Annotated in this window: 11 protein-coding genes; 5 read left to right on the forward strand and 6 right to left on the reverse strand. The window is 63.8% G+C overall.

What is annotated here, in order from left to right; all coding sequences use genetic code 11:
• Window positions 1-77: 77 nt before the first annotated feature.
• Both NYE40_RS04655 and NYE40_RS04660 read right to left on the reverse strand, forming a co-directional pair.
• A complete protein-coding gene (locus tag NYE40_RS04655) occupies window positions 78-1,019 on the reverse strand; it encodes a hypothetical protein (RefSeq protein ID WP_028600289.1) in 942 nt (313 codons plus the stop codon).
• A gap of 70 nt (window positions 1,020-1,089) precedes the next feature.
• On the reverse strand, window positions 1,090-2,106 hold the full coding sequence (locus tag NYE40_RS04660; protein WP_028600290.1) for a LacI family DNA-binding transcriptional regulator: 1,017 nt from the start codon (window positions 2,104-2,106) through the stop codon (window positions 1,090-1,092).
• Between the two features lie 247 nt (window positions 2,107-2,353).
• Here NYE40_RS04660 and NYE40_RS04665 point away from each other — a divergent pair, with 247 nt between their 5' ends.
• The 4 genes from NYE40_RS04665 to NYE40_RS04680 all read left to right on the forward strand — a co-directional run bounded on the left by NYE40_RS04665 (window position 2,354) and on the right by NYE40_RS04680 (window position 6,985).
• Window positions 2,354-3,379: a LacI family DNA-binding transcriptional regulator gene (locus NYE40_RS04665; RefSeq protein ID WP_339279390.1), complete on the forward strand. Its 1,026-nt coding sequence runs from the start codon at window positions 2,354-2,356 to the stop codon at window positions 3,377-3,379.
• Between the two features lie 28 nt (window positions 3,380-3,407).
• Entirely contained in the window at window positions 3,408-4,322 is a 915-nt protein-coding gene (locus NYE40_RS04670; RefSeq protein ID WP_028600292.1) for an ABC transporter permease subunit, read from the forward strand.
• A 13-nt stretch (window positions 4,323-4,335) separates the two neighbouring features.
• Complete coding sequence (locus NYE40_RS04675) at window positions 4,336-5,223, forward strand: carbohydrate ABC transporter permease (RefSeq protein WP_028600293.1); 888 nt, start codon at window positions 4,336-4,338, stop codon at window positions 5,221-5,223.
• Window positions 5,224-5,395: 172 nt separating this feature from the next.
• Complete coding sequence (locus tag NYE40_RS04680; protein ID WP_307719991.1) at window positions 5,396-6,985, forward strand: extracellular solute-binding protein; 1,590 nt, start codon at window positions 5,396-5,398, stop codon at window positions 6,983-6,985.
• A gap of 188 nt (window positions 6,986-7,173) precedes the next feature.
• Here NYE40_RS04680 and NYE40_RS04685 read toward each other — a convergent pair whose 3' ends face one another.
• From NYE40_RS04685 to NYE40_RS04700, 4 genes are all read right to left on the reverse strand, one after another.
• Window positions 7,174-7,476, reverse strand: a complete 303-nt coding sequence (locus tag NYE40_RS04685) for a hypothetical protein (protein WP_028600295.1) — start codon at window positions 7,474-7,476, stop codon at window positions 7,174-7,176.
• 127 nt (window positions 7,477-7,603) lie between these two features.
• The gene (locus NYE40_RS04690) at window positions 7,604-8,215 is read right to left on the reverse strand and encodes a GNAT family N-acetyltransferase (protein WP_043111758.1); all 612 of its coding nucleotides are present in this window, start codon (window positions 8,213-8,215) and stop codon (window positions 7,604-7,606) included.
• Complete coding sequence (locus NYE40_RS04695) at window positions 8,212-8,823, reverse strand: TetR/AcrR family transcriptional regulator (RefSeq protein WP_028600297.1); 612 nt, start codon at window positions 8,821-8,823, stop codon at window positions 8,212-8,214. The genes NYE40_RS04690 and NYE40_RS04695 overlap by 4 nt, the downstream gene beginning before the upstream one ends.
• Before the next feature lie 134 nt (window positions 8,824-8,957).
• Window positions 8,958-9,803: an AraC family transcriptional regulator gene (locus NYE40_RS04700; RefSeq protein WP_052333545.1), complete on the reverse strand. Its 846-nt coding sequence runs from the start codon at window positions 9,801-9,803 to the stop codon at window positions 8,958-8,960.
• Between the two features lie 125 nt (window positions 9,804-9,928).
• Here NYE40_RS04700 and NYE40_RS04705 point away from each other — a divergent pair, with 125 nt between their 5' ends.
• Window positions 9,929-12,073: a beta-galactosidase gene (locus NYE40_RS04705; RefSeq protein WP_028600299.1), complete on the forward strand. Its 2,145-nt coding sequence runs from the start codon at window positions 9,929-9,931 to the stop codon at window positions 12,071-12,073.
• Window positions 12,074-12,720: the final 647 nt, after the last annotated feature.

Genomic DNA, 12,720 nt, shown 5'->3' on the forward strand with positions numbered 1-12,720 from the left:
ATGCAGCTTCTGGAAGCGTTTCCTGCGGAGTGGGAATATCGTACTCGATGAATGGGCCGGAAATCAACCCCTTTTTTTCAGGTGCGCGCGGCAGGTCGCTTTCTCGTGCGCGCTCGGCAAAAACAGGTCGGGCCATGGGAGAAATCGCGCACCGGCGCCACGAGGGAGTCGAAAGTGCCTTGGTTGGCGGGAACCCGGCGCGGCGACGCGGCGAGGGAGTCGAAAGTGCCTTGGATGGCGGAAACCCGGCGCACCGGCGCGGCGAGGGAGTCAAGAGTGCCTTGGTTGGCGGAAACCCGGCACATCAGCGCGGCGAGGGACTCGAAAGTGCCTTGGTTGGCGGAAATCCGGCGCAACAGCGCGGCGAGGGAGTCAAGAGTGCCTTGGTTGGCGGGAATCCGGCACATCGACGCCACGAGGAAGTCGAGAGTGCCTTGGTTGGCGGAAACCCGGCGCACCGGCGCAACGAGGGAGTCGAGAGTACCTTGGATGGAGGGAACCCGGCACATCAGCGCGGCGAGGGAGTCGAAAGTGCCTTGGTTGGTGGAGACCCGGCGCGGCGACGCGCCGAGGGAGTCGAGAGTGCCTTGGATGGAGGGAACCCGGCGCACCGGCGTGACGAGGGAGTCGAGAGTACCTTGGATGGCGGGAACCCGGCGCAACGGCGCGACAGGGGAATCGAAAGTGCCTTGGTTGGCGGAAACCCAACGCGGCGACGCGCCGAGGGAGTCGAAAGTGCCTTGGATGGCGGGAATCCGGCGCACCGGCGCGGCGAGGGAGTAGAGAGTGCCTTGGTTGGCGGAAACCCGGCACATCAGCGCGCAGAGGGAGTCGAGAGTGCCTTGGATGGCGGAAACCCGGCACATCAGCGTGACGAGGGAATCGAAAGTGTTTTGGATGGCGGGAATCCGGCGCACCGGCGCGGCGAGGGAGTAGAGAGTGCCTTGGTTGGCGGAAACCCGGCACATCAGCGCGGCGAGGGACTCGAAAGTGCCTTGGTTGGCGGGAACCCGGCACATCGACGCCACGAGGGAGTCGAGAGTACCTTGGATGGCGGAAACCCGCCTCGGCAGGCGGCTGAGAGTCAGGCTAGCCTTCCCGTCGGAAGGACGAGCTGCCGCGCACGAGCAGCTCGGAGTCGACCTTGAACACGCGCTTGTCGCCGAACTGGTCCTCGTTCATGGAGTCGATCAGCTTCTCGACGAGCAGCGCGCCCATCGTGTACTTCGGCTGGTTGACCGTGCTGAGCGACGGCGAGATGTACTTGCTGATCCGGTTGTTGTCGACGCCGACGACGGCGATATCCTCGGGGATGCGGAGGCCGCGCTCGCGGCAGCATTTGTAGACGCCGAGCGCCATCTCGTCGTTGGCCGCATAGACGGCGGTCACGGAGCCGCCGGAGCGGTCGAGCAGCCGGCCCATCGCCTCGTAGCCGCCGCTCTCGCTGAAGCCGCCGCTGTCGATGAGCTCCGGCCGGAACGGCAGGCGCTGCTCCTTGAGCGCCTTCATGTAGCCCTCGAGCCGCTCGTAGCTGTCGATGGAGTCGGCGAAGCCGCTCAAGAACGCGATGTCGCGGTGGCCCATCTCGGCCAGATGGCGGACGACCTCGAGCGAGAACTTGACGTTGTCCGTATAGATGCACGGAATCTGCTCATGCCCGATATGCCGGCCGATGACGGCGATCGAGTAGCCGCGCTCCGCGATCTCGGCGAGCTGCTCGTCGCCGACGAGCGGCGAGACGAGGATGGCCGCGTCGACCGTGCGGTTCATGAGCAGGTTGAGGTACTCCAGCTCCTTGGCCGCCTGGTTTTCCGAGTCGCAGATGAGCACCTTGTAGTGCTTGACGTACGCCATATTTTCAATCCCCTTCACGATCTCGGTGAAGTAGGAGACGTTGATGTCCTGGACGATGACGGCGATCGTCTTCGTTTTCTGCACGCGCAGGTTTTTGGCGACCGCGTTGGGATGATAGCCGAGCTCCCGCACGGCGGATTCGACGCGGCTGCGCGTCTTCGGCGTGACGCCGGGGCTCCCGTTCAGCACGCGCGACACGGTTGCGGTGGAGACGCCGGCAGCGCGGGCGACATCGATGATTTTCACGTCCATCGTAGACTCGACCTTCTTTGCGGAGTAATCGTTTTCAGACCAACTTTCATTTTAGCCGACATTCGCAGCCCGAGGCAACCGGAAAAAAAGTTGTTGAAATCGATTACAAATTGCTGATATATTCGGCTTACCGGATGAAGAAGCGCCGGATGCGAGCCGGTTCGGACCGCAGGAGCGCTTTCGGGGCCGCTTGGCTTCGTCCGATGTAATCGATACCAATCGGGTTCGGGAGAGAAAGGGATGCCATTTGCCATCACGCAAGCCGGATGCCACGATTGTAGACGTGGCGCGGACGGCCGGCGTGTCGGCGGCGACGGTGTCGCGGGTGCTGAACGGCAGCGGTCCCGTCAGTCCGTCGGCGCGCGGCCGGGTCGAGGAGGCCGTCCGGCGGCTCCGCTACATGCCCAACGCCTCGGCCAAGAGCCTGCGCCACCTGAAGACGTCGACCTTGGCCGTCATCGTCTCGGACATCCTGGTCTCCTATTATGCCGAGATCATCAAGGGCATCGAGAACACGGCCGGCGCGCTCCGCTACAAGATCCTCATCTGCGACGCGCAGAACCAGCGGGAGAAGGAAGCCGACTACATGACGCTGGCGATGGACCGCACCGTCGACGGCATCATCCTGATCGCGCCGATGCTCGGCGACGCGGAGCTGGCCGCCTATGCCGACCGCGGCTACGCGCTCGGCGTGATCGGCCGCCGGATCGACCATCCGGCCATCCCGTGCGTCTATACCGACAACGTCGGCGCGGCGACAGAGGCGGTGACGCATCTGATCGCGCAAGGGCATGAGCGGATCGCCTTCCTGAGCGGCTTCGCGGACGCGACCGACAGCTACGAGCGGCTCGAGGGCTACATGAAGGCGCTGCGCCAGGCGTCGCTGCCGTTCCGCCCGGAGCTGATCGACAGCGGCGGCTTCAGCGAGCCAGGAGGCTACGAGGCGTTCCTGCGGCTGCGCGAACGATCGTCCGCGTTCACGGCCCTCTTCGCCGCCAACGACGAGATGGCGCTCGGCATCTACCGCGCCTGCGCGGAGCTCGGCATCCCGATCCCCGCGGGCATGGCCGTCGTCGGCGTCGACAACAACCGCGTCGGCAGGCATGTCGATCCGGCGCTCAGCACGGTCGATCCGCCCAAGCATGCGATGGGCGCGCTGCTCGCCGAGAAGCTCATCGACCAGCTCGGCGAGGGCCGCTGCCCTGGCACGCGCTGCTTCGAGGTCGGCTCGCGGCTGCTCGTTCGGGGCTCGTCCATTTTCAATAATAAGTAATCGATTACACAAATTCGGAGGTGCTCTGATGCAAGGCTTCTTGAGGGAATGGTCGCGCAACCGGATGCTGTTCCTCATGATCGCGCCAACGCTGCTGTTCTTCGTCGTCTTCTCCTACCTGCCGATGATCGGCGTCTACTACGCGTTCACCAACTTCAGCTTCGACGGAGGGCTGTTCGGCAGCGAGTTCGTCGGGATGCAGAACTTCCGCTTCCTGTACGAGTCGGGCGTGCTCTGGACGCTGACCAAAAACACCGTGCTCTACAACCTGGCGTTCATCCTGCTCGGCAACGCGCTGCAGCTGATCTGCGCCATCTTCCTCAGCGAGCTGCCCGGCAAGTGGTTCCGCAAGATCACGCAGTCGGTCATGTTCCTGCCGTTCTTCGTCTCGTTCGTGCTCGTCGGCGCGTTCGTGTTCAACCTGTTCAACTCCAGCAACGGGCTCGTGAACACGGTGCTCGTGCAGCTCGGCTTCCAGCCGTACGACTTCTACCTGAACACGGCGCCGTGGAAGTACATCATCGTCTTTTTCAACCTGTGGAAAGGACTCGGCTACGGCACGATCATCTACCTCGCCGCGATCATGAGCATCAGCGACGAATACCACGAGGCGGCCAAGATCGACGGGGCGAACATCTTCCAGCGCATCCGCCACATCACGCTGCCGCTGCTCGTGCCGACGTTCATCCTGCTCATACTGCTCAGCCTCGGCGGCATCCTCAAGGGGCAGTTCGACCTGTTCTACCAGATCATCGGCAACAACGGCGTGCTGTTCAACTCGACGGACATCATCGACACGTACGTGTACCGGTCGCTGGCCGTCAACTTCGACATCGGCATGGGCACCGCGGCGGGCCTGTACCAGAGCTTCTTCGGCCTCATCCTCGTGCTGGCCGTCAACTACGTCATTCGCAAGACGCGCGAAGACTACGCCCTGTTCTAGGAGGAATGAAAAGGTGAAGATCCGTACCGAACGCTCGACCGTACTGTTCAACACGATCGGCTATGTCCTCATCAGCCTGTTCGCGCTGCTCTGCCTGCTGCCGTTCCTGCTCGTGCTGTCCGGCTCGTTCTCGTCCGAGCAGGAAATCATCGCCGAGGGCTTCAAGCTCATCCCCGACCAATGGTCGCTCGAAGCGTACCGCGCCGTCTTCAGCAATCCGGAGCAGATCTTCGACGCTTACCGCGTCACGATCCTGCTGACGCTCGCCGGCACCGCGCTGGGGCTGTTCCTCACCTCGATGGCGGGCTACGTGCTGAGCCGCCAGGAGTTCAAGTACCGCAACAGCTTGAGCTTCTTCATCTACTTCACGACGCTGTTCAGCGGCGGCCTCATCCCGTGGTACATCCTCATCGTCAACTACCTGCAGCTCAAGGACAGCTACCTGGCGCTGCTCGTGCCGGTGCTGGTGAGCGCGTGGAACATCATCCTGATGAAAAACTTCATGAAGTCGATCCCCGAGTCGATCCCGGAATCGGCCAAGATCGACGGCGCCGGCGAGTTCACGATCTACCTGAAGCTGATCCTGCCGCTGTCCGCGCCGAGCCTGGCGACGATCGGGCTGTTCATGGCGCTCGGCTTCTGGAACGACTGGTTCATGGCCAATCTGTTCATCACGACCGAGTCCAAGTACCCGCTGCAGTTCCTGCTGTACAAGATCCTCGCCAGCGCCGCCGTGCTCAAGACGAGCATCGCCGGCAACCTGTCGCCGGACTTCAAGCCGCCGGCGGAGACGCTCAAGATGGCCGCGGCGATCATCGTGACGGGGCCGATCGTGTTCCTGTATCCGTTCGTCCAGCGCTTCTTCGTGAAGGGACTGACGATCGGGGCGGTGAAAGGCTGACCGAAAGCGGGCCTCTCCGCGTCCGTGCCGGAGCCGGATCAGGCGCGGACGGCCGGGTCCGATCGGGCCCGGCGAAGCGACTGTCTCTGCCGAGGCAGCCGCTTCGCCGGGCTCGACCGGACGGCGGAGGACTTTTTCAAAGCATAGGGATGAACCTAGAGGAGGAGTCAACGTGAGCAAAAAAACAATCGGCCTGCTGATGACGACGGCGCTGCTGGCGACGGCGCTCGCCGGCTGCAGCGGCAACGGCAATGGAAACGGCAGCGGAGGCAGCGAGGCGAACGCGAACGCGGGGGCGGCGGCGAACAGCGGCTCCGGCGAAGCGAAGGCGATCGACACGTCCAAGAAGGTCGAGCTCGTCTGGTACGTGCTCGGGGACGGCCATGCCGACAGCCCGAAGATCCAGGACCAGATCAACGCGATGCTGGAGAAGGACATCAATGCGACGATCAAGCTGAACTTCACGACGTGGAACGACTGGCAGACGAAGTACAACCTGCTGCTGACGTCCGGCGAGAAGGTCGACATGGTGTTCGCCTCGACATGGGCCGACTACTACAAGTTCGCGGACCAGGGGGCGTTCAAGGAGCTGAACGACCTGCTCCCGACCTACATGCCCGAGACGTGGAAGGCGGTGCCCAAGCAGGACTGGGACGAGGCGACCGTCAACGGCAAGATCTACGCCGTGCCGAGCACGTACCCCGAGTACACGCCGGACGGCCTCGTCTATCGGGAGGACTGGCGCAAGGAGCTGAACGTGCCGGAGATCAAGGATCTCGACTCGATCGAGGCGTACCTGGACGCGGTCAAGACGCAGAAGAAGGTGACGCCGATCAACGGCAAGGCGTGGAACGAGGTGTTCACGCTGTTCAAGGCATACCACGGCTACGAGCAGATTGGCGGAGACAGCGGCGTCATCGTCGCCAAGTCGTATGATGCGCCGCGCGACATCGTCAACTACGCGGAGACGCCGGAGTTCGAGCAATTCGTGAAGCGGATGAAGACCTGGTCGCAAAAAGGCTTCTGGACCTCCGATACGCTGAGCTCGCAGAAGGAAGCCGGCGATGCCCTGAAGGCCGGCACCGGCGGCGCCTACTGGCGCAACGCGCCGGGCGCGGGCGGCTTCATCGTCGACGCCGAGAAGACGAACAAAGGCACCGACTACGCCTACTTCCCGTTCACGCGCTTCCATGGCTACGCGATGCCGACGCTGTCGGTCAACAACGCGATGGCCGTGCCGAAAAGCTCCAAAAACGCCGAGCGCTCGCTGATGGCGCTGGAGAAGATCCGCACGGACTCCCGCTACTTCGACCTGCTGACGTACGGCATCCAGGACACGCATTACTCGCTTAGCGACGATGGCAAGCTCGCCATCTCGCCGCCGAAGGGCAAGGAGAACGACAAGAACTTCAAGGGCTACGGCATCACGAGCTGGGGCTGGCGCGTCACGAGCCTCGCCAAGGAGCAGCAGGCGGGCGGCTGGACGGAGTTCCCGGCGCTCATGGAGGAGTTCAAGGCCGAGAGCAAGCCGAACATCTTCGCGCCGATCATCATGGACTATAAGCCGGTCAAATCGCAGCAGGCGGCCGTCAACCAGGTCATCCAGCAGTACGGCATGCCGCTGATGATGGGCCTCGTGCCGGACGTCGACAAGGCGCTCGAGACGTACCGCAAGCAGCTCAAGGCGGCCGGTGTCGATCAAGTGCTCGCCTATGTGCAGGAGCAGGCGAACGCCTACTTCGACGAGAAGGGCATCCAGTAGGAGCGGCGGTACGGCGCCGTCAGGCAGCTGAACCCTGTCGGCAAACCAAACACGCCCCGGTCCACATCAGGACCTTGGGGCGTGTTTTGGCGCGTCGATGAACTCTTTCTTATCCTTCACTTTTCCTATAATAGTCTACCTTATGAAATGATTTGAGGGGAGACCTTTCATCCCGTGAACGGTCAACGTCAGCAAGGAGCGGCTGCGGAAGCCGCGACGAGCGGCACCGCCTTGGCTCGCTTTGACCAGAGGCGGTCATGCGTCTGCAGCAGGCGCGGCCGCAGCGGGCTGCGCGGGGAGTTGACGGAGCGGCGCAGCAGGACGGGAACCGCTGAGCTGCCGACGAAAACGGCGACGCGGGTGAAGTCGTTCTCCTCCATCACCCATCCGCAAAGCGAGCTGGCGCCGAAGTCGCACCAGAGGAACTGATGGATGGAGTACCTCGGCACGATGACGAGGATCATCCGCTTGCGGAGCAAGCGCTGGAGCACGGCGGTTCGCCTCCCTTCCGGACGCGGATGCGGAGTGTCTGCGCCTCAGTGTATGCCGGCGAGGAATTGTCCCATGATGGAGAGTTGAACAAAGCCTGCCCGAATCTCGGGCAGGCTTTGCAACGTCTCACGCCTTCTCCAGACGCAGCGAGATCATGTGATGGAACCCGGCTCTGCGGGCCTGCTTGGGGGATAGGGACTTGCGCTTGTATTCCGTGAACCCCAGCTTCTCATACAGGCGCATGGCCGGAACATTGGTATCCGCGACCTCTTCGATCAGATAGGTGCGGTACGGCAGATGATCCAGCATATGTCGAATCACCGCCGAAGCCGCTCCTTGGCCGCGGAAGGACAAGGCGGTGCCGATGAACTCGACCGACCCCGTTTCCGCCGGCGGGTCGACAAAGGGCTTTTGGAATTCCCTCTTCAGAATGAGAGCGGCCATCGAGCCCTTGAACCAGCCCAGATGCCGGCGGAGAGGCGCGCTCTGAAGGTTTACGGAGAAGCGGCGACAGTCGGTGCAGGCGCCGAAGGCCGCCACGCGATCGCCGGCGAGCGCCACATAAAATTGATCCAGCACGAACATATGGGCGAATGCCTTTGCGATGATATCCCGGTCCTTGGAAAAAAACGAGAGCCACTGCGAGAAGCCTTCGGCGAAAATCTCCGCCATTTGGTTCCTGGCCTCTGGGCCCGCGCGGTCGGCCCGAACAACTTCAAAGGCGTCGGAATGCTTCATGACGATTCCCCTTCCTTTTTGAAAACCAAGGTCAAGAGCGGTCTCGACGGCATCGAAAATCCTTCCCCCAGCATCACCTTCATCGTCGCCAGTCCCTGAATCGAGGAAAAGAAATAGAGCGCCATCTCGAGAGCATTGCCATTGCGAATCTGGCCTTGACGCTGTCCTTGAACGATGAGCGCGGCAGTCGCTTGCAGAAGATCGGCATTGATCTGCATGAGAGCCGCTTTCCGATCGGCCGTCTCCGCGGAGAAGAAGGATTGCGTCATCAACAGCATGAGGTGTCCCAAGTCATCGCCGGAAGACAGATCCGAATACACCTCGTCCGCGAACCGTGCCAGTTCCTCAGCAGGCTTGTCGCAGGTCTGAAATCTGGCGATCAGCGTCTCCAATCCGGAGATGGCGAACTGCAGCAGCTCCTCGAAAAGCTGCTCCTTTGTCTTGTAATGACGGTACATCAGACCCGTGCTGATGCCCGCTTGATCGGCAATATGCTGAACATTGGTGGAACCGTATCCTTGACGAACGAACAGCTGCATCGCCGCTGTCTGGATTTTGACTCGGGTTGCAAGGCGCATGGCCTCATATTGTTCCGGTGTACGGGGCACTTCACCCTCCCCTTTAATGAATGAAATTTTATTCATTATAAAATCAATGAAGCAGACTGTCAACGTGCACCGTCAAGGCGCATCGCCGCGAGCCGACTCGGCGAGTACGGTCCGAATCGGCTGATTTCGCCGGCTTACGGCCGGCCGCTGCGGAACCGGTCCGGCGTATCGCCGGTCAGCCTGCGGAACGTGGCGATGAAATGGCTGACGTCGCGGAAGCCGCTGTCCTGGGCGATCGCCCGCAGCGGAGCGCCGGGGCGGCTGAGCAGCAGCTCGCGCGCCCGGCGGATGCGCAGCCGCAGCAGATAGGCGTAGGGCGAGAGGCCGAACAAGCTGCGGAACAGCGTGTTCAGCCGCCGGCCGGATACGCCGGCCTGCGCCGCCATGTCGTCCAGGCCGACGGCCGGCCGGTGCAGGTTCGCCTCGAGCCAGGCGAGCAGCGGCTCCAGCTGGCGCAGCTGCTGCATGACGGCGGTGCCGGCGTCGGCGCTGGCGTACGTGCCGAGCGCGAGCAGGAAGCGGTACGCCTGCTGCGACGCTTCCAGGCCGAGCGGATCGGACGCGGCCTCGAGCTGGCCGAGCGAGCCGAGCAGCAGCGAGCCGAGCGGAGATTCCTCCTCCCAGCGGTACAGCCCCGGCGCGGCGAGGCCGAGCGAGGCGAGCAGCGCCGCGGCCTCGCCGCCGCTGAACGTCATGTAGACCGTTTTCCAGATCGAGTCGTCCGCGCTCCGGTACCGGTGGGGCGCTCCCGGAGGCAGCAGCAGGCCGCTTCCGGAGCGGAGCGTCTCCGAGCGTCCGCCCCATTCGATCCGGCCTTCTCCGGAGACGGTCTGCAGCCAGTGGTAGACGGAATAGCCGTCCGGACGATGGAACGGCTCCTGGTCCGGATTGAAGCCGAGGCTTTCCAGCCGGAGCGGAAGCGGCCTTTCCTTGAGCTCGACGGCGACGATGCGGCGATGACGCGGTCCGGGCTGCTGCATGCGGCTCTCTCCTTTCGACAGTTCCATATTGTTATATTAGATGTCCATATCCTTGGATATCAAGGGAATTGGGGAAGGGATACAATGGGGATATCCTTATATCCCATTCGAAAGAGGGGCTTCTGATGATCTCGAACAAGCTGCCTAAGATCTGGTATGGAGGCGATTACAATCCCGAGCAGTGGGACGCCGAGACATGGTCCGAGGACCATCGGATGTTCAAGCTCGCCGGCATCGACGTCGCCACGATCAACGTGTTCTCGTGGGCGCTCGACCAGCCGGACGAGGACACGTACGACTTCGCCTGGCTCGACGAGCAGTTCGAGCTGCTGCACGGCCAAGGCATCGGCATCTGCCTGGCGACCGGCACGGGGGCGCATCCGGCGTGGATGGCGCGCCGCCATCCCGACGTGCTGCGCGTCGATTTCGACGGGCGCAAGCGGCGCTTCGGCGGCCGCCACAACTCCTGCCCGAACAGCCCGGCCTACCGCAAGTTCAGCGCCGCGCTGGCGACGAAGCTGGCCGAGCGCTACGGCAGCCATCCGGCGCTGCTCATCTGGCATGTGAGCAACGAGTACGGCGGCTACTGCTACTGCGACAACTGCGCCGCGGGCTTCCGCTCCTGGCTGCAGCAGCGCTACGGCTCGCTCGAGGAGCTGAACCGCTCCTGGAACACCCGTTTCTGGGGCCATACGTTCTATGATTGGGAAGAGGTCGTGCCGCCGAACGCGCTGAGCGAGGAGTGGGGCGGCAGCCGCACGAACTTCCAGGGCATCTCGCTCGACTACCGCCGCTTCCAGTCGGACAGCCTGCTGGACTGCTTCAAGCTGGAGCGCGATGCGGTGAAGGCGCTTACCCCGGACATTCCGGTGACGACGAACCTGATGGGATTTTACCCCGAACTCGACTACTTCAAATGGGCCAAGGAAATGGACGTCGTCTCCTGGGACAACTACCCGTCGATCGACACCCCGCACAGCCTGACCGCCATGGCCCATGACCTGATGCGCGGCCTGAAGGACGGCCAGCCGTTCATGCTCATGGAGCAGACGCCGAGCCAGCAGAACTGGCAGGCGTACAACTCGCTCAAGCGGCCCGGCGTCATGCGGCTGTGGAGCTGGCAGGCGGTCGCGCACGGCGCGGACACGGTCATGTTCTTCCAGCTGCGCCGCTCGATCGGCGCCTGCGAGAAGTACCACGGCGCGGTCATCGAGCATGTCGGGCATGAGCATACGCGCGTGTTCCGCGAGGTGGCGGAGCTCGGCGGCGAGCTGCAGGCGGTCGGCGGCGAGCTGCTGGACGCGCGCGGCGACGCCGCGGTCGGCATCGTCTTCGACTGGGAGAACCGCTGGGCGATCGATCTCAGCAGCGGTCCGACCGTGGCGCTCGATTATGTGAAAGAAGCCCACAAGTACTACGACGCTCTCGCCAAGCAGCAGGTTGCGGCCGACATGATCGGCGTGGACGCGGACTTCTCGCGCTACCGCGTCGTCATCGCGCCCGTCATGTACATGGTGAAGCCGGGCTTCGCCGCGGCGGTCGAGCGGTTCGTCGAGGCCGGCGGCACGTTCATCACGACGTTTTTCAGCGGCATCGTCGACGAGCGGGACATCGTGCGTACGGGCGGCTACCCGGGCGAGCTGCGCCAGGTGCTCGGCATCTGGTCGGAGGAGATCGACGCGCTGCTGCCGGAGCAGCGGAACCGCATCGTGCTGAGCTCGGCTTGGAGCGGCGGCGCGGAGGATGCAGCTGCCGAGGCGCAGCGGCAGACCGCGGCGGGCTCGGAGCATGCCGGCACGGCGGCGGCAGGGACGTCCGCGCGGATAGCTGGCGGCGCGTCCGGGCTCGCCGAGTACGAGTGCGGCCTGCTGTGCGACCTCATCCATAGCGAGGGTGCCGAGGTGAAGGCCGTGTATGGCGACGACTTCTATGCGGGCATGCCGGCGCTGACCGTCAACCGCTTCGGAGCCGGACGGGCGTGGTACGTCGCGACGAGCCCGGACGAGGCGTTCCTCGGCGACTTCCTGCGCGAGGTGTGCGCGGAGAACGGCATCGAGCCGCTCGTCGCCGAGGCGTCGGCGGAGCTGGAGACGGCGGCGCGCGTGAAGGACGGCCAGCGCTACCTGTTCCTGCTCAACCATGCGGCCGAGGAAGGCTGGGCCGAGCTGAGCTCGGGCGGCGACGACCTGCTCGGCGGCGGCGCGAGCGTGGCGGCCGGACGCGTCAGCGTGCCGGCGCGCGGCGTGCGGATCATCCGCCAGCGGGCATAGCGCCGGCGCGCGGCGTGCGAAGCCAGCTCTTTATAATTGAAGCCGCTCCGAACGTCCGTATGGACGCTCGGAGCGGCTTGTTTTTCGTGGAGGACATGAGACTCCCTCGAGGCGTCGCCGCGCCGGGATATCCGCCAGCCAAGGCACTTTCGACTCCCTCGTGGAGTCGCCGCGCCGGGTTTCCGCCAACCAAGGCACTCTCGACTCCCTCGTCGCGTCGATATGCCGGGTATCCGCCAGCCAAGGCACTTTCGACTCCCTCGTGGAGTCGCCGCGCCGGGTTTCCGCCAACCGAGGCGCTCTCGACTCCCTCGTCGAGTTGCCGCGCCGGGTTTCCGCCAGCCAAGGCCCTCTCGACTCCCTCGTAGCGTCGATGGGCCGGGTTTTCACCAACCAAGGCCCTCTCGACTCCCTCGTGGCGTCGATATGCCGGGTTTTCACCAACCAAGGCGCTCTCGACTCCCTCGTCGCATCGCCGCGCCGGATATCCGCCAACCGAGGCACTCTAGACTCCCTCGTCGCGCCGAAGTGCTGGGTTTCCGCCAACCAAGGCACTTTCGATTCCCTCGTGGAGTCGCCGCGCCGGATATCCGCCAACCAAGGCACTCTAGACTCCCTCGTCGCGCCGAAGTACTGGGTTTCCGCCC

The sequence above is a fragment of the Paenibacillus sp. FSL W8-1187 genome (genome assembly GCF_037965485.1).
Lineage (GTDB): Bacteria > Bacillota > Bacilli > Paenibacillales > Paenibacillaceae > Paenibacillus_O > Paenibacillus_O pasadenensis.